10 protein-coding genes are annotated in these 22,003 nt (G+C 73.6%); 8 read left to right on the top strand and 2 right to left on the bottom strand.

What is annotated here, in order from left to right:
- Positions 1 to 137 precede the first annotated feature (137 nt).
- From SCAB_RS00670 to SCAB_RS00635, 8 genes are all read left to right on the top strand, one after another.
- Complete coding sequence (locus SCAB_RS00670) at positions 138 to 4,715, top strand: non-ribosomal peptide synthetase (protein ID WP_012998111.1); 4,578 nt, start codon at positions 138 to 140, stop codon at positions 4,713 to 4,715.
- A complete protein-coding gene (locus SCAB_RS00665) occupies positions 4,712 to 10,240 on the top strand; it encodes a non-ribosomal peptide synthetase (RefSeq protein ID WP_012998110.1) in 5,529 nt (1,842 codons plus the stop codon). The genes SCAB_RS00670 and SCAB_RS00665 overlap by 4 nt, the downstream gene beginning before the upstream one ends.
- On the top strand, positions 10,237 to 11,301 hold the full coding sequence (locus SCAB_RS00660; protein WP_012998109.1) for a Gfo/Idh/MocA family oxidoreductase: 1,065 nt from the start codon (positions 10,237 to 10,239) through the stop codon (positions 11,299 to 11,301). Before SCAB_RS00665 ends, SCAB_RS00660 begins: the two co-directional genes overlap by 4 nt.
- A gap of 70 nt (positions 11,302 to 11,371) precedes the next feature.
- Positions 11,372 to 12,835 (top strand): MFS transporter, encoded by a 1,464-nt coding sequence (locus SCAB_RS00655; RefSeq protein ID WP_012998108.1) that lies wholly within the window; start codon positions 11,372 to 11,374, stop codon positions 12,833 to 12,835.
- Entirely contained in the window at positions 12,832 to 14,625 is a 1,794-nt protein-coding gene (locus tag SCAB_RS00650) for an ABC transporter ATP-binding protein (RefSeq protein WP_012998107.1), read from the top strand. Before SCAB_RS00655 ends, SCAB_RS00650 begins: the two co-directional genes overlap by 4 nt.
- Positions 14,622 to 16,337, top strand: coding sequence for an ABC transporter ATP-binding protein (locus tag SCAB_RS00645; RefSeq protein ID WP_012998106.1), 1,716 nt, complete (start codon positions 14,622 to 14,624; stop codon positions 16,335 to 16,337). The genes SCAB_RS00650 and SCAB_RS00645 overlap by 4 nt, the downstream gene beginning before the upstream one ends.
- A gap of 7 nt (positions 16,338 to 16,344) precedes the next feature.
- Complete coding sequence (locus SCAB_RS00640; RefSeq protein ID WP_046773375.1) at positions 16,345 to 17,154, top strand: thioesterase II family protein; 810 nt, start codon at positions 16,345 to 16,347, stop codon at positions 17,152 to 17,154.
- A gap of 86 nt (positions 17,155 to 17,240) precedes the next feature.
- Positions 17,241 to 18,854, top strand: a complete 1,614-nt coding sequence (locus SCAB_RS00635) for a (2,3-dihydroxybenzoyl)adenylate synthase (RefSeq protein WP_037723807.1) — start codon at positions 17,241 to 17,243, stop codon at positions 18,852 to 18,854.
- Between the two features lie 57 nt (positions 18,855 to 18,911).
- Here SCAB_RS00635 and SCAB_RS00630 read toward each other — a convergent pair whose 3' ends face one another.
- Positions 18,912 to 19,577 (bottom strand): TetR/AcrR family transcriptional regulator, encoded by a 666-nt coding sequence (locus SCAB_RS00630; RefSeq protein ID WP_041668771.1) that lies wholly within the window; start codon positions 19,575 to 19,577, stop codon positions 18,912 to 18,914.
- A 331-nt stretch (positions 19,578 to 19,908) separates the two neighbouring features.
- Positions 19,909 to 21,612, bottom strand: a complete 1,704-nt coding sequence (locus SCAB_RS00625) for a DUF885 domain-containing protein (RefSeq protein ID WP_012998102.1) — start codon at positions 21,610 to 21,612, stop codon at positions 19,909 to 19,911.
- Positions 21,613 to 22,003: the final 391 nt, after the last annotated feature.

Below are 22,003 nucleotides of genomic sequence, written 5' to 3'. Positions count from 1 at the left end.
GGGCCCCCAGAAAGCATCCAGATTCTGGCCAGTCGCAGATGTGAGGCTGTGCCGGGCTTCCGGTCGCTCCTGAGCCGCCATCCCAGGCCAGGGTGCGCAGAGCCGCACGCCCCAGACCGACGAACCGGAGTTGACGGATGTCACAGGAGATTGTGCCGCCCAAGGCCGTGCCGGTGAGCACGGCAGCTCCCGTATGGGACCCGGAGACTCTCCGACAGGAGGTCGCCCGGCTGCTGGACATGGACCTGCGCCCCGAGCACGACGACGTGAACCTCTTCGAACTCGGCCTGCACTCCATGCAGCTCATGGTTCTCACCAACAAGCTCAACCGCGCCGGTGCCCGGGTCGACTTCCGGCGGCTGTCCGAGGAGCCCCGGCTCTCGGCGTGGTACGCGCTGCTGGCGAACACGGCCGCAGGCGCGCCCGCGCCGGAGCCGGCGGACCGCCGGGCCGCCCGGGACGGCGTCCTCGACACCGGGGAAGCCTTCGCGCTCACCGCGGTGCAGCAGGCGTACTGGATCGGACGGAGCGACGACCAGGCGCTGGGCGGCGTGGGGTGCCACGCGTACCTCGAGATCGACGCCCGGGACGTCGACGCCGGCCGGCTGGAGCGGGCCGTGCGAGCCCTGCTGGATCTGCACCCCATGCTGCGCGCCAGGTTCGAGGCCGACGGGACGCAGCGGGTGCTGGCCCGGTCCCCCTGGCCCGGCCTGACCGTGCACGACTTCGGCGGCCTGTCCGCGGAGGCAGCCGCCCCCGCCCTGGAGGAGCTGCGCGGCCGGCTCTCGCACCGCCGCCTGGACGTGGGTGCCGGTGAGGTGCTGGACCTCCAGCTCAGCCGGCTGCCCGGCGCCGGACACCGGCTGCACCTCAATGTCGACCTGCTCGTCGCCGATGTGCACAGCATCCGGCTGCTGCTCGCCGACCTGGCCGCGCTGTACGAGGACCCCACGTCGGTGAGCGGGCCGGCGTACACGTTCCAGCGGTATCTCGCCGAACGCGCCGAGACCCGGCGGAGCGAGCGCGAGACGGCGCGCGCCTACTGGCAGCGGCGGCTGCCGGAGCTGCCCGGCGGTCCCCGGCTGCCGCTCGCCGTCGAGCCCGCCGCCCTCCCGGTCACCCGCTTCGTGCGGCGCACCCACGAACTGGCACCCGGCGAGTGGCGCGCCCTGCGGCAGCGGGCCGCTCGGGCCGGTGTCACCCCCGCCGTCCTGCTCGCCACGGCCTTCTCCGAGGTCCTCGCCCGCTTCAGCGGCGAGGACCGGTTCCTGCTCAACCTGCCCCTCTTCGACCGCGATCTCGAGGCGCACCCCCAGATCGGGCGCATCGTCGCCGACTTCACCAGCCTGGTCCTGCTGGAGGTCGACCTCATTCGCGGGGACGACTTCGCCGAGCGCGCCCGAGCCGTGCAGCGGCAGCTCCACGAGGACGTGGCGCATGCCGCGTACACCGGTGTGGACGTGCTGCGCGACTTCGTCCGCGCCGACGGGGACGCGCCCCGCAGCGCGCCCGTCGTCTTCGCCTGCAACCTCGACGCCCCGCTGGTCCCGGACGCCTGCGCCGCCCGGTTCGGGGAGCTGACCTGGATGCTCTCCCAGACCCCGCAGGTCTGGCTCGACCACCAGGTCTACGCCACCCGGGACGGGGGGCTGCTGCTGGCCTGGGACACCGTCGACGACCTGTTCCCCGCGGAGATGCCGGCCGCGATGATGACGGCCTACACGACGCTGCTGCGCGACCTGGCCGGCGACGGCCCCGTCGAGGTGGATCTCACCCTGCCCGTCGCCCAGCGGCGCCGCCGCGACGAGGTGAACTCCGAGGTCCGCGAGCACAGCGGTCGCCTGCTGCACACGGCCTTCTTCGAGCGCGCCGGACAGCGCGCGGCCGAGCCCGCGCTGCTGTGGCAGGACGACGGGCGGCTCACCCACGGCGAACTGGCCGAGCGGGCCCTGCGTATCGCGGGCTCCCTCGCCCGGCGAGGCGTCGGGCCGGGCACGTCCGTGGTGGTCACCGCGCCCAAGGGCCCGGACCAGATCGCCGCGGTCCTCGGCGTCCTCGCCGCGGGAGCCGCCTACGTACCCGTCGGCGTCGACCAGCCGGCCGCCCGCCGCACCCGCATCCTGGAGCTCAGCGGCGCCCGGCTCGTCCTGGACGGCACCGGGCTGCCCCGGTCGCCGGGGGGCGCCGCCGAGGTGCTCACCCTCGACGAGGCGCTGGCCGGCGAACCGCTCGACGCACCGGTGCCCGCCGCTCCGGACGACACCTCGTACGTCATCTTCACCTCCGGTTCCACCGGCACGCCCAAGGGCGTCGAGGTGAGTCACCGGGCCGCGGTCAACACCGTCGAGGACATCGACGAGCGGTTCGGCATCGGCGCCGGCGACCGGGTGCTGGCCGTCTCCGCCCTGGACTTCGATCTCTCGGTGTGGGACATCTTCGGGCTGCTGTCCGAGGGGGGTGCCCTGGTCCTGGTGGACGAGTCCGACCGGCGGGACGCGAGCCGGTGGCTGGCCCTGTGCGCCCGGCACGGGGTGACGGTCTGGAACAGCGTTCCCGCGCTGCTCGACATGGCGCTCACCGCGGCGGACGGGAACGCGCTGCCCGCCTCGCTGCGGCTGGCCCTGCTGTCGGGCGACTGGATCGGCCTCGACCTGCCCGGACGGCTGGACGCCGCGACGCACGGGCGATGTCGCCTCGTCGGGCTCGGCGGCGCCACCGAGGCCGCGATCTGGTCCAACGCGTACGAGGTCACCGAGGTACCCGCGCACTGGGTGTCCGTCCCCTACGGAAAGCCGCTGCGCAACCAGAGGTTCCGTGTCGTCGACGGCCGGGGCCGCGAGTGCCCCGACTGGGTACCGGGCGAGCTGTGGATCGGCGGCGACGGTGTGGCCCTCGGGTACCGCGGGGACGCCGCCCTGACGACGGAACGGTTCCCCGTGGTGGCGGGGGAACGCTGGTACCGCACCGGCGACCTGGGCCGCTACTGGCCCGACGGGAACCTGGAGTTCCTGGGGCGGCTGGACCACCAGGTGAAGATCAACGGCTTCCGGGTCGAACTCGGCGAGATCGAGGCCGCTCTGCAGTCGCATCCCGAGGTCTCCTCGGCGGTCGTCGTCACCGTCGGCGACCGCCGCCGCGAACTGGTCGCCGCGGTCGTGGAGCGCGCCCCGCACGACGCGGGCCAGGACAGTGGCGCCGAGGACGCCGGCCCGTCGCCGCACGCGGACAGCGGACCCGCGCCCGAGGCCGACCCGCTCGAACAAGGGCTCGTCGAGGCGGTACTGGCCGAGGTGATCGCTCCCCTGGTGACGCCCGCCACGGCCCCGGCCGGGACCCTGCCGGTGCGCGCCGAACAGCGCCCCGTCCTGGACGCCTGGCTCGACCGGCTCGCCCGGCAGGAGGTCGTCCGGCGTGACGGCGCCGCGGTCCGTCCGGGCGCGCGCTGGGCCGAGGTGCGCGCCCCGGGGCGGTTCGGGGAACTGCGGGAGCGGACGGCCGGCAGCCACCTGGAGCCGGTGGCGAACGCGCTGGCCTGGGCGGCGCCCATGCTGACCGCCGTCCTGACCGGCGAGGCCCACGCCTCGGTGCTGCTGGACGACCCGGTGCTGTCGCCGGAGGGCCTGGCCGACGCGATGCCGGCGACCCGGGACTGCCTCGCGGCCATCGCGGCCGCCCTGCGGGCCGACGCCGCGGACGCCGCGCAGCCTCTGACGGTCGGCGAGTGGGACGCGATGAGCGGGCTCGGTGCCGGACGGCTGCTCGCAGCTCTCCCACCCGGCTCCGTCGACTACACACTGCTCGGCTCGTCCCCCACGCTCCTGGCGGCGGCCGACGCTCGGCTCGCGGACTCCGGCCACCGGGTGCGCACCGTGCACCAGGGCGGTGCCGCTCTGCCCGCCGCGCACCTGCACGCCTACGACGCGGTGGTGGCTGCGAACGTCCTGCACCGCATGCCGAGTCCGGAGACCGCCGCGGCCACCATGGCGCTGCTGCTCAGGCCCGGAGGCCGGCTCCATGTGCTCGAACGCACCCACCTCACCCCGCTGGCCCTCCTGATCGCCCTGCCGCTGGAGGCGGAGGCCGGCCGGCTCCGGCCCGGCGGCCCGGGTGGGTCCTGGCTGCGCTCCGGTCAGCGGTGGGCGCGGGCCTGCGTCGCTGCCGGGCTGGTCAACGCGCGCGTGGAGCGCGCCGAGGCCACCGGAGAGGTCCTGCTCACCGCGGAACGGCCCCGCACGGCCCGCGGGGCCGACGTGGAGGACCTCCGCCGCTGGCTGGCCGACCGGGTGCCGGCCCACATGGTGCCGGGACACTTCGCGGCGCTGCCCGTGCTGCCGCTGAGTGCCAACGGGAAGGTCGACCGGCGCGCCCTGCAGAGCCTCCTCGCCGCGCTGACCGACTCGCCGCGGGAGTCCGCCGAGCCGCCGCGGGGGGCCATGGAGCAGACCGTCGCCGACCTGTGGACCAAGCTGCTCCCGGTCGCCTCGGTGGGCCGCGACGAGAACTTCTTCGCGCTCGGCGGGGACAGCCTCCTCGCCACCCGGCTGGTGACAGAGGTGCACCGGGCCCTCGGCGTCGAACTGCCCATGCGGGACGTGATGCGGGCGCCGACCGTCGCCGCCCTGGGCGCGCTGATCGAGGGGCTGCTCGGCGCGGCCCAGGACAGGGAGCCGGGGGACGAGGCCCTGGCCGGTGACTTCGAGGAGGGTGTGCTGTGACCGTCGGTGAGCTGATCAGCGAGTTCGAGCTGGCCGGGATCCAGCTCTGGCGGGAGGGGCGGCAGCTGCGCTTCCGGGCGCCGCGCGGTGCCATGACGGACGAGCGGCTCGCGGCCCTGCGCGGCAGCAAGGAGCAGCTCCTGTCCGAGCTGCCCGACCGGGTCCCGTCCGGAGCGGCGGGCGGCGCGGCCCCGGGCGCGCCGGCGAGCGCGTGGGTGGCGGAGCCGGAGGCCCGCCACGAGCCCTTCCCGCTGACCGACATCCAGTCCGCCTACCTGCTCGGCCGGGACGCGGCCTTCGACTACGGCGGCGTCTCCTGTCACATCTACCTGGAGTTCCGGCGCCCCGCCGACCTGGACCCGGACCGGCTGCAGCAGGCCTGGGACAGCCTGGTCGAGCGCCACGACATGCTCCGCTCGGTCATCGCGCAGGACGGCACCCAGCGCATCGCGCCGGCCCTCGCCGACACCCGTATCCGGGTCACCGACCTGCGGGAGGCTTCCGCCGAAGCCGTGGGCGAGGCGACGGCCGCCGTCCGCGAGGAGCTGTCCCACCGGGTGCACCCGGCGGGCGAACGCCCCATGTACGAGGTGCGGCTGACACGGTTGGCGGACCACAGCCTGCTGCACCTGTCGATGGACTTCATGACGCTGGACTGGATCAGCATCCAGTTGCTGCTCACCGAACTGGACCGCCGCTACGAGCGGCCCGGATGCCCGCTCCCGCCCATCGACGCCACCTTCCGCGACTACGTCGCAGCGGAACGCCGGCTGCGCGACACCGAGCGCTATGCGCGCGACCGCGCCTACTGGCGGGGCCGGGTCGACGAGCTGCCCGCCGGACCTGCCCTTCCTCTGGCCGACGGTCACACCCCCGCCGACACGCCGCCCCGGTTCCGCCGCCTGGCCGCCTCGCTGACCGAGGACGCGTGGAAGGCGCTGAAGGCCAGAGCGGCCGCGCACGGCATCACCGCGGCCAACGCCGTGCTCGCCGCGTACGCCGAGACGATCGGCCGCTGGAGCGCGGGCGAGCGGTTCAGCCTGGGGCTCACCGTCCTGAACCGCATGCCGCTGCACCCTCATGCGGACCGGCTGCTCGGTGACTTCACCTCGGTGAGCCTGCTCGCGGTGGACCAGTCGGGGCGGGCCGCCTTCGCCGACCGGGCCCGTGGCCTCGGCGAGCGGCTGTTCGAAGACCTCGACCACCGGTTGTGCGGCGGTGTCGAGGTGCTGCGCGAACTCGCCCGGCGGCGCGGTCGCGAAGCCGCCCTGATGCCCGTGGTGTTCACCGGTGGTATCGGCGTCGTGGGCCGGGCCCTGGGGGAGGGGGCCGAGAGGCTCCGGCCGGTGTACGGGATCAGCCAGACGCCGCAGGTGTGGATCGACTGCCAGGCCACCGACCAGTTCGGCGGCCTGGAGGTCAACTGGGACGTCAGGGAAGGCGTGTTCCCCGACGGCCTGGTGGACGAGATGTTCGCGGCGTTCGCCGGACTGCTGCGCCGACTGGCGGAGCAGGACGGGCCCTGGGCCGCGGCCGATCCGCTGGGCCTGCCCGCGGCGCAGCGGGCGCGTCGGGCCGCGGTCAACGCCACCGCGGCCGCCGAGCCCGGCGGGCTGCTGCACGAGCCGCTGGTGGCGTACGCCAGGCACAACCCCGGCCGGACGGCGGTCATCGACGCCACCGGTTCGATGACGTACGGGGAGTGGCTCGGCCGCGCAGCCCGGGTGGCAACGGAGCTGCGGACCGCGGGTTGCCACCCTGGGGACTTCGTCGCCGTCCTGATGGACAAGGGCCGCGATCAGGTGGTCGGCGTCCTGGGCGCCCTGCTCGCGGGCGGGGTGTACGTGCCGGTGGACGTCGCGCAGCCTCAGGTGCGCCGGGACCGGATCCTCACCGGCTGCGGGGCGCGGTACGCGGTGGTCCGCGACCCCGACCTGGCCCGGACGCTGCCGGCCGGCTGCCGCCCGGTCGACGTGTCCGGTGCCGCGCCGCTGCCGTCGTCGGAGACTCCCGTCGAGCATCCGGTGGCGCCCGGCGACCTCGCCTACGTGATCCACACCTCGGGCTCCACCGGTGAACCCAAGGGCGTGATGATCAGCCACCGGGCCGCCGCGAACACCGTCCACGACATCAACCAGCGCTTCGCGGTGGGGGACACCGACCGCGTCCTCGGCCTCGCCGCGCTCGGCTTCGACCTGTCGGTGTACGACCTGTTCGGGCCGACGGCGCTCGGCGCGGCCCTGGTACTGCCCGACCCGGCCCGCCGCGGCGATCCCTCCCACTGGGCGGACCTGGTGGAACGGCACGGGGTGACGCTGTGGAATTCGGTGCCCGCCCAGTTGCAGATGCTCGCCCACTATCTGGACGCCGAGCCGCGCGGGCTGGACCGGCTGCGCCTCGCGCTGCTGTCCGGTGACTGGATCCCGCTGGCGCTGCCCGCCCACGCCGGGCGCCATCTGCCGGGCGCCGAACTGGTGAGCCTCGGCGGGGCGACCGAGGCCGCGATCTGGTCGATCCACCACCGCATCCGCCGCGTCGAGCCGCACTGGCGCAGCATCCCGTACGGCACCCCGCTCGCCAACCAGGGGTTCCGGGTCCTGGACGGCGCGCTGCGCGACCGCCCCGACCTGGTCGCCGGCGAGCTGTACATCACCGGCGTCGGGCTGGCGGAGGGCTACCTCAACGACCCGGAGCGCACTGCCGAGCGCTTCCCGCGGCACCCGGAGACCGGGGAGCGCCTGTACCGCACCGGCGACCTCGGACGCTATCTGCCGGACGGCGAGATCGAGTTCCTGGGCCGAGCCGACCAGCAGGTCAAGATCCGGGGGCACCGCATCGAACTCGGCGAGATCGACGCGGTCCTCGGCGAGCACCCGGCGGTCGGTTCCAGCGCCGTCCTGGTGGAGGGCACCGAGGCACTGGAGCGCTCGCTGGTCGCCTTCGTGGAGCCGGCGGTCCGCACCGGAGGTACCGACTCCACGGTGGCGCGCGCCGTCGCGGCGGAGGCCGCCGCGGTGAACGCCGGGTACGGGCAGGGGCCCGCGCCGGACCCGGGGCGGATCGCCGGGTACGTGGACCGGCTGAACCACGCCTTCGTGCTCTCCATGGCCGAGGCCCTGGCCCCGTCCGGCCTCTTCGCGGGCGAGGAGGCCCGCTCGGAGGCGGAAATGGCGCGCCGGCTGGAGGTCGACGAGCGTCACCACGGGCTGCTCCGCCGCTGGCTGCACGCCCTGGAGCGGGCCGGCCTCGTCCGGCGCGAGGGAACCGAGGGCACCTGGCGCGGTGCCGCCGCGCCCGAGCGCGCCGAGGTGGAGCGGGCCTGGGCGGACCTCGCCGCCCACGCTCCCGCCGAAGTCTGTCCGCCCCCGCTGCTCGCGTACTTCCGCGCTCACTCCGACGTCCTGCCCGCCCTGCTGCGCGGCGAGGAGGAGGCGGTACGGCTGTTCTTCCCCGGCGGCAGCCAGGACATCGCACGTGCCTGGTACGCCGACAACCTGGCCGCAGGACGCCTGCTCGAGACGCTCGCGGCCGCTGTCCGCGGCGTGGCGAGCGAGGTGCGGGACCGGCCGCTGCGGGTGCTGGAGGTGGGGGGCGGCATCGGGGCGGCCACCGGACCGGTGCTGGAGGCGCTGGGCGACCGGCCGGTGGAGTACCTGTTCACGGACGTTTCGGAGTACTTCCTCACCGACGCGCGGCAGCGGTTCGGCTCCCGGCCCGGGACGAGCTTCGGCCTGTTCGACATGGACCGGGACCCCCGGGAGCAGGGCCTGCTGCCCAACTCCTTCGACGTGGTGCTGAGCGCGGGAGCGCTGAACAACGCCCGGGACACCGCGCGGGTCATCGACCGGCTGCGGACGCTGCTCGCCCCGCGGGGCTGGCTGTGCCTGCTGGAGATGACCCGGGAGCACCCGGAGATCACGGCCACCCAGGCGTTCATGATGGAGGAGCCCGAGGACCTCCGGCGCGAACGGGGGAACCTGTTCGTCCACGAGGAGGAGTGGCGGCGGCTGCTGGTCGAGGCGGGCGCTGAGGACGTACTGAGCCTGCCCGGCCCCGACGACCCGTTCGCCGCGCTCGGCCAGGGCGTGTTCGCCGCCTCCTTCAAACAGGACCGCGCCGAGCTCGATGCCGAGGAGGTCGGCCGGTGGGTGGCCGAGCGCCTGCCCGTCCACATGGTCCCCGCGCACATCCAGGTGGTGGACGCGCTGCCGCTGACCTCCAACGGCAAGGTCGACCGCAAGCGGCTGCTCGGCTGGGTGCCGCGGCGCGGTGAACGCGCGGCCGAGCGGACGGCCGAGCCGCCGCGCCCCGGAGTGGAACGGCGCGTGGCCGAGCTGTGGGCCGAGTTGCTCGGTGGTGAACTCCCCGACCGGGAGCGGGGGTTCTTCGACGCGGGCGGCGACTCGCTGCTCGCGGCGCGGCTGGTGGGGCGGGTGCGTGCATGCGTGCCGGAGGCGGCCGACGTCTCCTTCGACGTTCTGCTGCGGGCGCTGCTGCACACCCCGACGGTGGCCGGCCTGGCCGGCCGGCTGACGGCCCCCGCGGGTTCCGGCGGCGGGACCCCGGCCCGGTCGGCCGCGGGCGCGGTCCGGCGGTCCGCGCTGGTCGACCTGGGCGGCGGCGGGTCCGGTCCGCTGCGGCTGCTGGTGCACGAGGGGCTGGGCACCCTCGTGCCGTACCGGCCGCTGATCAAGGAGCTCACGGCCGACAGCTCCCTGCTGGGGCTCGCCGTGCCGGACAGCGACGGCTATCTCGAACTGGCCCCGCACCGGCTCGTCGAGGACCTCGGCGCCGCGTACGCCCGCGAGGTGCTCGCCGCCGGGCATCGCGAGGTCGAGGTGGTGGGCTACTGCTCCGGGGGGCTCATCGCCGCCGAACTGGCCCGCGCGCTCGGCGAGGGCGGGGTCGTGGTCCGCGGGCTGACCGTGGTGTCCAGCTACCGCATCCCGTACCGGCTGGACGACGAGCTCATGGTCGACTATGCCTTCGCCCGCGTCATGGGCGGTGACCTGGACGCCCTCGGGTGGCCCGCAGACGAGGGCGAGATGGGCCGGGCGCTCGCCGCGGCGCTGGCCCGCTCGCCGAAGGCGCTCGCACCAGGGGCCTTCGAACTGCTCGACGGGGACGAAGGGCTGGACGCCGTGGCGCACCGCTTCCGGCTGCTGGCCCGGCGCTCCCGGGACGAGCGGCGCGCGGAGCTGCACCGGGCGCTCGCCCGCACCGAGGCGGGCCTGGGCGACGTCGGCCAGGTGGCGGCGCTGCACCGGGTGTTCTCGCACACGGTCGAGGCGGTCACGGCCTACGATCCGCTGCCCTACGCCGGCGACATCACCTTCCTGCGCCCGCTCGCGCCGACCCACTTCATCCCCGGCTTCCAGGACGACATGACGGGCTTCTGGCGGGAGATGTGCCTCGGCGAGCTGACGGTCGTCGACGTGCCCGGGGACCACTTCACCTGCGTCCAGCCGCCGTACGTGGCGCGGACCGCCGCGGCGCTGACCCGGCGGACGGGAGCCGGGCGGTGAACGGCGCGGGGTGCGGCCCGCTGCGCGTCGTGGTGTGCGGCACCCGCTTCGGGCAGGTGTACCTGTCGGCGCTGCGCCGGTGCCCCGAGCGTTACCGCCTCGTCGGCGTGGTGGCCCGCGGCGGGGCCCGGTCGGTCGCGCTCGCCGAGGAGTACGGCGTCCCGCTGTACTCCTCGGTCGACCAGTTGCCCGGGGACGTGGACGTCGCCTGCGTGGTGGTCTCCAGCTCGGTCGGCGGCGGCCAGGGCGCGGAGCTGGCCCGGCAGCTGATGGAGCGCGGGGTGCATGTCCTGCAGGAACACCCGGTGCACCCGGCCGAGTTGGCGGACTGTCTGCGCACGGCGCGCGGCACCGGGACGCAGTACCTGCTGAACACCTTCTACCCGCACATCGAGCCCGTGCGGCGGTTCGTCGCCGCGGCGCGGCGGCTGGTGGAGCTGCGGACGCCGGTGTTCGTGGACGCGATGAGCGCCGTCCAGGTCTCCTTCGACCTGCTGGACATCCTCGGTGAGATCTTCGGCGGGGTGCGGCCCTGGTCCCTGGGCCCGGTCTGCGCGGCCGGTGACCGTCCGCTCACCTCCGTGGACGCCACGGTCGCCGGCGTCCCGCTGACCCTTCGGGTGGAGAACCGGATGGAGCCCGGTGACGACAGCACGAGTCTGTTCCTGCACCGCGTCACCGTCGGCACCGACGCCGGGAACCTGACGCTGGTCAACACCCACGGCCCCGTGGTCTGGAGCCCGGTGCAGCGGACCGCGCCGGACCCGGTGGGCAGATTCGTGCCCGGCCCGGGCGCCAGCGCCGAGCTGCTGGGACCGGACGGCGCGCCGTCCTGGAAGGCGGTGCTGGAGGAGGCCTGGCCGGCGGGGGTGGTGCACGCCCTGGACGAGCTGGCGGCGCGGATCGCCGAGGGCGCCGACCCGCTGCGCGGGACCCAGCGCCATCTGACGGTGGCTCACGCCTGGCAGGAGCTCACCGGCGCGCTCGGCTATCCGCAGGTCGCCGTCCCCCGGCCGGGACCCGCGGTGACTGCGGCCGACCTGCTCCCCGCCGTGGGGTGACAGGGATCTGGGCCCCGAGTACAGTTATCGTACGCGTACAAATACTGCGTACGACAAACATGGAGGAGCAGTGAAAGAGAAGGGTCCGGACCGGGGACGAGTGCTCCTCGCGGTGGCCTTGGCGCAGTTCACGGTGACGATGGTGATGTCGATCGTCAACGTGGCGCTCCCCGCCATTCGCAGCGGCCTGGGATTCGCGCCGGAACAGCTCTCGTGGGTCATCAACGCCTACGCGCTGGTGTTCGGCGGGCTGCTGCTGCTGGGCGGCCGGGCAGCCGACGTGTACGGCCAGCGGCGACTGCTGGTCCTCGGCGCCGTGGTCTTCGCCGCAGCGTCGCTCGGCGGGGCACTGGCCCAGAACCCGACGCAGATGATCGTCGCCCGGGTGGGGCAGGGCCTGGGCGCCGCCGCCATGGCGCCGGCCGCACTCGCGGTGCTCACCACCACCCAGCGGGAGGGCCCCGAACGCACCAGGGCACTCGGTGTGTACGCCGCCGTGTCGGCCGTCGGCGGGGCGGTGGGCGTGCTCGCCGGCGGGCTGCTCACCGAGTACGGCGGCTGGCGCTGGGTCATGTTCGTCAACGTGCCGCTGGCCCTGGCCGTCGCCTGGCTGGCAAGGCGGCACGTGCCCGCGGGTGCCGCCGCGGGGACGCGCCGGCTCGATGTCCTCGGGGGCGTGCTCGGCACCGGGGGCATCGGACTGCTCGTCCTCGGCGTCGTACGCACCAACGAGTACGCCTGGAGCTCGGCGACGACCCTCGGCACCCTCGCGGGGGCGGCGGTGCTGCTCCTCGCCTTCGTCCTGGCCGAGACCCGGTCGCGGGTGACCGACCCGCTGGTCCGGCTGGGGCTGCTGGCCCGGCGTGGCATCGGCGGTGCCAATCTCTTCCTGCTGCTGGTGTGCGCGGGGCAGTTCGCGGGCTTCTACTTCGTCTCGCTCTACCTCCAGCAGGTGCTCGGGCTGAAGCCGGTCACCACCGGTGCGGCGTTCCTGCCGTTCTGCGCCGGAATGATCGCCGGCAGCGCTGTCTCGACCAGGCTGCTCGGTGCGCTGTCGGCCAAGGCCCTGCTGGTACCGGGCGCCCTCGTGGCGGCCGCCGGATTCGGCTGGTTCGCCCTGATCAGCCCCACTGGCAGCGTCCTGGCCGACATCCTCGGACCGTCCCTGGTCGCGGGTTTCGGCATCGGGGTGTGCTTCGTGCCGCCGACCGGCGCGGCCACCCAGGGGCTGCCGCCCCACGAGGCGGGCATGGCATCGGCGCTGCTCAACAGCGCCCGGCAGATCGGCGGCGCGCTCGGCCTGGCCGTGCTGGTGACCGTTCAGGTCCAGCACACCCGCGGCGCTCTCCGCTCGGGCGAGTCACCCGAGGAGGCCATGACCAGCGGGTTCGGGCTGGGGCTCGGCCTGGCCGGGGCGATTTTGGCCGTGGCCGCGCTGGTGGCCGCCGTCGTCCTGCCCGGCCGCTCCCGCGAGGGCGCGCCGGCCGAGCCGTCCGGTCAGGCCGGTCTCCCTGCGACGGAGGTGCGGCGATGACCACCCGGGCGGAATCCGCCGGGCGTCCGCTCACCGGGCTGCTGCGTCCGCACCGGCTCGGCCTGACCGCCGTCCTGCTGCTGCAGATCGTCAGCGCCCTCGGGGGCCTCGCCCCGCTCGTCGCCGTCGTCGAGTTGGGGCGTGCGCTGCTGCTGCCCGGCCCGGTGGACAAAGACCATGTATGGACGGTCGTGACCGTCGGGGCGGTCGGACTGCTCGTCCGCGTTCTGTTCGGAGCCCTGTCCTCGGGCATCGGACACCTCATCGACGGCGAGCTGCAGCTGTCCGTGAGGCGGCTGCTCGCCGAGCACCTCGGCCGGGTGCCGCTGGGCTGGTACGCACGGCGCAGCTCCGGCGAACTCGGCCAGGTGGTGCAGAACGACGTGGCCGCTCTGCACCCGCTGACCGCGCACACCCCCGGGGAGATCACCTCCGCGGTCGTGGTGCCGCTGGTGTCCCTGGTCTACCTGTTCGTCGTCGACTGGCGGCTCACCCTGATCGCCCTGGTCCCGGTGGTGCTCGGCCTGGTGCTGAACCTCATGCTCATGTCCGACAGCCGCAGTCGTGACCAGCTGGCCCTGGACGCGGCCATGGGCCGGATCGCCGGCTCCGCCGTCGAGTTCGTCGAGGGCATCTCCGTGGTGAAGGCATTCGGCGGAGCCGGCCGGGCACACCGTGCCTTCATCAAGGCGGCCGACGACTTCGCCGACTACTTCCTCGGCTGGGTGAGCGGCGTGGCCGCCCTGGGTGCCCTGGCCTCCCTGGCGCTGTCCCCCACGTTCGTCCTGGTCGTCATCCTCACCGGCGGGACGGCACTGATCACCGCTGACGCCATGCCGCCCGCCGACCTGCTGCCGTTCCTGCTGCTGGGGCTCGGCCTGACCGCCCCGATCGCCGCGCTCGGACACGGCCTGGACGACGTACAGGCAGCCCGGCGGGCGGCCGGCCGGATCCAGGAGCTGCTGCGGGTCGCTCCCCAGCCCGAGCCGGCCACGCCCGTGCCACCGCGCGGTCACCGGGTGGAGCTGCGCGACGTCGTCTTCTCCTACGAGCCCGGACGCGAGGTCCTGCGAGGCGTCGACCTCGTCCTCGAACCCGGCACGGTCACCGCCCTGGTGGGGCCCTCCGGGAGCGGCAAGTCCACCCTGGCCCAGCTGCTGCCGCGGTTCTTCGACCCGACGCGCGGCAGCGTGTCGCTCGGCGGCGTCGACCTGCGCGACATCGGGTCACGGGACCTGTACCGCCTGGTCTCCTTCGTCCTGCAGGACGTCCGGCTGCTGCGCACGAGCGTTGCCGAGAACATCGCCCTCGCGGTCCCGCACGCCGACCGCGACGACATCGTCCGCGCGGCAGGACTGGCCCGCATCCACGACCGGATCCTCGAACTGCCCCGCGGCTACGACTCCGTGATCGGCGAGGAGGTGGGGCTGTCCGGCGGCGAGGCCCAGCGGATCTCCATCGCCCGGGCCCTGCTCTCCGACGCCCCGGTGCTGGTGCTCGACGAGGCCACCGCCTTCGCCGACCCCAGTACGGAGTACGACGTGCGGTGCGCCCTCGACACGCTCAGGGAGAACCGCACCCAGCTCGTCATCGCCCACCGCCTGGAGACCGTCGCCGAGGCGGACAAGGTCCTCGTCCTCCAGGACGGCATCGTGGTGGAGCAGGGAACGCCCGCCGAACTCCTGGCACAGGACGGGAAGTTCGCGGCGATGTGGGAGGCACAGCGGACATGGCCCGACAGCGCGCCGCCGGCCCGGGAAGCGGCCGCGGAAGGAGGAGAGTACCGATGATCTCCCTGTTGCTGAGGGTCCTCGGCGACGAGCACGCCGGCCCGCTGCGCCGCACGCTCTCCCTGATGACCGTGGCCGCGGTGGCCGAGGGTCTGGCGTACGCGCTGCTGGTCCCCATCCTGCGCGCCCTCTTCGGCAGTGAACCGCAGCACGCCTGGGGATGGCTGGGCGCCTTCGCCGCCGCGGCGAGCGTCTGCGCCCTGCTGCGTTACCGCGCGGACGTGTCGGGCTTCCGCGCCGGTGCCGCGCTCTCCCGCGGACTGCACCACCGGCTCGGCGACCATCTGGCCCGGCTGCCCCTGGGCTGGTTCACCCCGCGCCGCGTGGGCGACGTGACCGTCCTCGCCAGCCGCAGTGTGCTGCAGGTGATGGCCGTCCCGGCCCACCGCCTGCAGCCGCTCATCTCCGCCGGGGTGCTCCCGCTCACCGTCGTCATCGTGATGCTGTGCTACGACTGGCGGCTCGGCGTGGCCGCGGTGGTGGCCAAGCCCGTCGTCGCGGCCGCGCTGATCTGGACCGGCCGGGCCACGGCGGCCCACGACGCGGAGCGCGCGCGACGGGGCGACGAGGCGGCGGGACGCGTCGTCGAGTACCTGCGTGCCCAGCCCGTACTGCGCGTGGGCGGCCGGACCAGCGAGCGGTTCCGGCTGCTGGACGACGCCCTCGACGGCCAGCGACGCGCGGTACGGCGTTCCGCGCTGTCGGCGCTGCCCGGCGTGCTGGGGCTGTCCTTCACCGTGCAGGCGGTGTTCACCGCGCTGCTGGTGCTGGGCACCTGGCTCGCCCTCGGCGGCCGGATCGAGCCGGCCGAGGTGCTCGCGCTGCTGGTGCTGGCCGCCCGCTGCGTGGACCCGCTGCTGTCGCTCTCCGACCTCAGCGGCCAGATGCGGGCCTCCCGAGGGGAGTTGGAGCGGCTGGACACCGTGCTGCGCGAACCGCCCCTGGCGGAGCCCGGGAAGCCGGTCGAGCCCCGCGGCAGCGGTCTCGTCCTCGACTCGGTGGTCCTCCGCCGAGGAGGCCGCACCGTGCTCGACGGAGTCTCCCTGACCGTGCCCGAGGGCAAGCGGGTGGCGGTGGTCGGCCCCTCGGGGGCGGGAAAGAGCACCCTCCTGCAGCTTCTTGCGCGCTTCCACGACGTGGACGCGGGCGCCGTACGGCTCGGCGGCGTGGACGTGCGCGACATCGGCACCGAGGACCTGATGAGTCGTGTCTCCGTGGTCTTCCAGGACGTCTACCTCTTCGACGGCACCATCGAGGAGAACGTGCGTCTGGGCCGCCCCGATGCCGATGAAGCCGACGTCCTCGCCGCCGCCGAGGCCGCCCGCCTGGACGAGGTCGTGGCCAGGCTTCCGGACGGCTGGGCGACCAGGGTGGGCGAGGGCGGTGCCGTCCTGTCCGGCGGGGAGCGTCAACGCGTCTCCATCGCCCGGGCCATGCTGAAGGACGCCCCCGTCGTCCTGCTGGACGAGGCGACCTCGGGCCTCGACCCGGAGAACGAGCAAGCCGTCCAGGACGGCCTCGACCGCCTGCTGGCGGGTCGGACCGTGGTCGTGGTCGCCCACCGGCTGCGCACCGTCCGAGAGACCGACCTGATCGCCTTCCTGGACGGCGGACGGATCGTCGAACAGGGCACCCACGAGGAGCTGTTGCGCCGAGGCGGCCGCTACGCCCAGTTCTGGCAGGTTTCCCTGACCCCCGTACCGAGCGAGTGAGGCGGAGATGTCGACCGACCCCCTGATACCCCACCGCACCGGGACGGCGGTACGCCGTCCGGTGCCCCGCCGGTGTGCCCGAGCTCAGGTGCTGTGCTTCCCGCACGCCGGCGGTGCCGCGAGCCACTACCGGGCGTGGGCCGCGGACGCCCCCTGGGACGTGGAGTTCGCGGTGATCCAGTACCCGGGACGCGAGGACCGGTACGACGAACCGGCCCCCACGGACATGTCCGAGCTGGTCGGCCCGATCACCGCCGAACTCCTCGCCGACCGGCACGAAGGCGCGCACCTGCGCACCGTGCTCTTCGGGCACAGCATGGGAGCCGCCGTGGCGTACGAGGTCGCCCGGGGACTGACCGCCGCCGGCCGACCACCTGCCGCCCTGGTGGTGTCCGGCCGGCCCGCTCCGCCGCTGTCCCGGCCGGGCACCGTGCATCTCGGCAGCGACGACGACCTGTTGGCCGACCTCCACCGGCTCGGCGGCACCAGCAGCCGCGTCCTGGACGACGCGTCCCTGATGGCCGCCGTCCTGCCCACCATCCGCCGTGACTACCAGCTCATCGAGACCTACGGGCCGCTGCCCGGCGTGCCGTTGCGCGCCCCGGTCACCGTCCTGCGCGGCGACCGGGACCCCGAGGTCGACGAGCGCGAGGCCGCGGCGTGGCGCGAGGCCACCGAGGGCCCCTGCGAACTGCACGCCCTGCCGGGGGACCACTTCTATCTGGAGGCGCACCGCCTGCAGATCCTCGACCACGTCGTGGCCCGGGCCCGCGGGACAGCGGACGTCACGCCCCAGCGGTGGCCCAGCATGCCGTGAGCCGTAGGGCCGCGGCACACCGCGACCAGCCCGGGACCCGATCACGGCCCGGCCGACCCATCCCAGCGGACCTTAGGGGGACCCCGATGAGCAAAGACCTTGTGAGACCGCCCGCCGAGATGATCCGGCGGTACCGGGAACGCGGGTACTGGACGGACGAGACACTCGGCGAGTGGCCGTACCGGACCCCCGACCACAGCGCCCGGATCGCCGTGGTCACCCCGGACCGCTCCCTGACCTTCGGCGCACTCGACCTGGCCGCCGACCGTACGGCCGCGGGACTGCGGGCCCGCGGACTGCGGGCCGGCGAGCGCGTGGTCGTGCAACTGCCCAACTCGCCCGAGCTGGTGGTGCTCTCGCTGGCGCTGTTCCGGCTGGGTGCTGTGCCGGTGTTCGCGCTCCCCGCCCACCGGGAGGCGGAGATCACCCACCTGGTGGACACGGCCGAGGCCACCGTCTACGTCTGTCCGTCGGAGACCGTGGACGGTGACTACGCCCGGCTCGCCAAGGAGGTCGCGGCCCGCTGCGGCACCCTGCGGGAGGTGCTGGTCGCGGGTGGCGGCGGTGCGTTCACGCCCCTCGACGAGGTGGACGCGGAGCCTGTCGAACTGCCCGCGCCCGACCCGCTCGACGTGGCACTGTTCCTGCTCTCCGGCGGCACCACGGGCCGGCCCAAGCTGATCCCCCGTACCCACGCCGACTACACGTACCAGTTGCGGGAGAGCGCACGGCTGTGCGGCTTCGGCCCGGACAGCCGCTACCTGGCGGCGCTGCCCATGGCGCACAACTTCGCGCTGGCCTGTCCGGGCGTGCTCGGCGTGCTGCGGCTCGGCGGAACAGCCGTACTGGCACCGGTCCCGACACCGGACGTGTGCTTTCCGCTGGTCGAGCAGGCCCGGGCCACGGCCTCCTCCCTGGTTCCGCCGCTGCTGCGCCTGTGGCTGGAGGCCGCGGAGTGGAACGACTGCGACCTCTCGTCCCTGGGGCTGCTCCAGGTGGGCGGTGCGAAGCTGGACCCCGACACCGCGCGGCGGGTGCCCGCCACGCTCGGCTGCAGGCTGCAGCAGGTCTACGGAATGGCCGAGGGCCTGCTCAACTTCACCCGCCTGGACGACCCTTCGGACGTCGTGTGCAACACCCAGGGACGCCCGATGTCGCCGGCCGACGAGATCCTCGTGCTGCGCCGGGACGGCCGGCCCGCCGCCCCGGGCGAGCCGGGCGAGCTGCTCACCCGCGGCCCCTACACCCTGCGCGGCTACTACCGGGCGTCCGACCACAACAGGACGAGTTTCACCGAGGACGGCTACTTCCGCACCGGTGACCTGGTGACCCGCACCACGGACGGGAACCTGGAAGTGGTGGGCCGGGTCAACGACGTGGTCAACCGGGGCGGCGAGAAGGTGCCTGCGCTGGAGCTGGAGGAGCATCTGCTCGCCGACGACCGCATCAGGGCCGCCGCGGTCATCGCGCTGCCCGACGAGCTGATGGGGGAGAGCACGTGCGCGTGCGTCGTGCCCCACGACCCGGGTGATCCGCCGACGCTCCGCGAGGTACAGGCGGCCCTGAGGACGCGCGGGATCGCCGCCTACAAGCTGCCCGACCGCCTGGTGGTGCGGGCGAGGCTGCCGCTGACGGGCGTGGGCAAGGTCGACAAGAAGGCGCTGCGCGCCCAGGTGCTCGACGAGGGACCGGTCGGCTGAACCGCCGCTGTCCGTGGCCCGCCGCGGGCGGCGGCGGGCCACGGACGCGCTGCCGGGTCAGGCGCGGGCGATCAGGCCGTCAACCACCGCTTCGAGGCCCTGGTGATGGGTGTCTCGGGCGGTGAGCTCGGCCCACCGGTCGGCCAGGGACGCCAGCCGCGGGAAGGTCTCCGCCGGCAGGGTGGCGAGTGTCTGGTCCCGGTACGAGGGCCGGGCGCTCTCGGCCTGGTGGCGTGCTCGGGTCACACGGATCATCAGCTCACCCACCGTGTAGTACCAGACGGTGCGGTACGCGTCGACCGCCTCCTCGGGGGTGAGGCCGCAGTCGACGGCGGCGTCCACGATCGCCTCGACGATCCACAGCGCGGAGGCGGCCATGAGGTTGTCCGTGGCGAGCACCTCGACGATCCAGGGGCAGTCGGCGAGCACGTCGTGCAGGAGCTGTCCCGCCGCGATCATCCGCTCCCGCGGATCCTCGGGCAGCTCGGGGTGCGGGATGTTCTGGGCGTGCGCCTCCAGCAGGAGCAGCAGGAGCTCGTCCTTGTCATGCACGTGGTGATAGATCGCCATCGGGGTGCTGCTGAGCTCTTTGGCCAGGCGCCTCATCGACAGGCTGTCGGCACCCTCCTCCGCCAGCAGGCGCTGTGCGGCCGCGATGATCGCTTCCTGTGACAGCCGGGGGGGACGGCCGGTTCTGCCGACGCGTTTGGTTCGAGACTCCATCCGTCCCTCTTCCTTCACGACTTGATGAGCGATTCCGCGGACGTCATGGCCCGACGGAAGATGGTGATCTGGTCGGGAAGAGAGCCCGGACCCCATGGCACGGTGGCCCCGCCCGGCGCCGGAAGGAGGCCGGGCCGCCGGGGACCGCATCGGACACCGTGCGCGTGGACCGCTGTCGGCTGCCCTGATGTCCGCAACCCGGTGATGTGCTCGAAACACGCCACAACTTGCGCGGTTACCCCTGAGGTTTTGTTGAAACCACACCGTATCACCAGATCTCCTCACGATATCGGGGCCCGATACCGGCCCGTCGCCTGCAGCGAGCGGACGCTCACAGCGCCGAGATCTCGTTCAGCAGGTCGTCCAGGCCGAGGGATCCCTGCGACAGCGCCGCCATGTGCCAGGCCTTGAGGTCGAAAGCCGCACCGTGCCGGGCGCGGGCCGCCTCCCGGCCCTGGAGCCAGACCCGCTCGCCGAGCTTGTAGCCGATGGCCTGGCCTGCCATGCCCAGGTAGCGGATGATTTCGCTCTCGACGTAGTCGGCAGGACGGCTGCTGTGGCCGGCCAGGAACTCCTCGGCCAGTTCGGGGGTCCAGCGCTCCGTGGGGTGGAAGGGGGAGTCGGCCGGTATCCCCAGTTCCAGGTGCATCCCGATGTCGATGACGACGCGGATGGCGCGGTGCATCTGGGCGTCCAGGTAGCCCAGCCGCCGTTCGGCGGAGGACAGAAAGCCCAGCTCGTCCATGAGGCGTTCGGCGTACAGGGCCCAGCCCTCGGCGTTGGCACTGACGACGCCCACGGTGGTCTGGTACCGGGAGAGGCTGTCGGCGACGTGCGCCCACTGGGCCAGCTGCAGGTGATGGCCAGGTACGCCCTCGTGGTACCACGTGGTGACCAGGTCGTAGGCGGGGAAGCGGGTCTCGCCCATCGTCGGCAGCCAGGTGCGGCCGGGGCGGGAGAAGTCCAGCGACGGCTCGGTGTAGTAGGGGGCTGCGGCGCTGCCCGGCGGAGCGATGCACGACTCCACCCGGCGGATCCGTTCGGCCAGCTCGAAGTGGGTGCCGTCCAGGGCGTCGATGGCCTCGTCCATCAGGGACTGGAGCCACTGCCGGGTCTCCTCGACCCCTTCGACGGCCTCGCCGTGCCGGTCGCACCAGGACAGCGCCCGCCACGGATCCCTGGTGCCCGGCAGCACCTTCTCGGCCTCCTTCCGCATCTCGGTGAGCAGCCGGTGGAACTCCGCCCAGCCGTAGGCGTACGCCTCCTTCAGGTCGAGGTCGGTGCCGTTGTGGTAGCGCGCGAGGAGGCCGTAGCGTTCGGGGCCGACGATGTCCGGGGTGCCCTCGACGGCCGGGGCGTAGCTGTCCCTTAACCAGGTGCGCAACTCCACCAGCGCGCCGGTGGCGATGCGGGCGGCCGCGGTCAGTTCGGCGCGCAGTCGCTCGGGACCCGGGTCGGTGAACCGTGCGAACCAGCTACGGTCCGCGCCTATCCATTCGGTCAACTGGCCAATGACAGCGGCGACTTGGCGGGGTCCTGCAGGAAGGCCGCGTCGGCGGCCGGTGTCCAGGGCGGCCCGGTAGCCCCGCAGCGCGTCCGGTACGGCGCGCAGCCGCCGGGCGATCGCCGCCCAGTCCTCGTCGGTGTCGGTGGGGTTGAGCGTGAAGGCGGTGCGGACCTCGTGCAGCGGTGAGCTGATGTTGCTGACCGTGCGCAGCCCCTCGCCTGCCTCGTGCACGGCGAGTTCGGCGGTGAGCCGCTCGCGCAGCAGGCGGGCGCAGCGGCGCTCGACCGCGCTGTCCGCGCCGGGCGTTGCCTCGGCCTCGGTGAGCTGCTTCAGGGTGGCGCGGGCGAGGCCGGCCACCGCATCCTGGCCCGCAGGTGAGAAGTCGGGGAGCTGGCCGGAACTCGCGGTGACGCCGATATACGTCCCCATGATGGGGTCGAGGTCCACGAGAGCGTCCACATAGGCGTCCGCGATCTGGCGGGGCAGCCGACTTGCCTCGGGAATGGTGGAGTTGGACATGCGGACCATCCTGTATGGGTCAGTCCGCCTTGTCACCACCGAATGCGAGGACGCTCCTCGGTGCCGAAGGCGGGCTGGCCGGCGGGCCGATCGATGGCCTTGCGGAGAGTAGTATTATACGCGTATACTGACCGCGTGCGGAAGTGTCACGGGGGATGTGTCACTGGCCTTGCCGTAGGCTCCTCATGAGCTGCGACGGTGGGAGTGTCGTCCCCCGTCACCCCGCCGTCGCTTTCTTGACTTCTTATTCGACGCCTGCCCATTCTTTGAGCGCTGACCGTTGGCTGCTGGCTGGTTCTGAGCGGTTGTTGAACGTGGCGTGATTGAATGCAATATTGTTGCCGACTGCTCGGTCGGTGTGGTGGACTCGTCGACAGAGCGATCATTGATACGGGGGAAA

Source organism: Streptomyces scabiei 87.22 (genome assembly GCF_000091305.1).
Taxonomy (GTDB): domain Bacteria; phylum Actinomycetota; class Actinomycetes; order Streptomycetales; family Streptomycetaceae; genus Streptomyces; species Streptomyces scabiei.
This window is presented reverse-complemented; position numbering and strand designations above follow the sequence as displayed.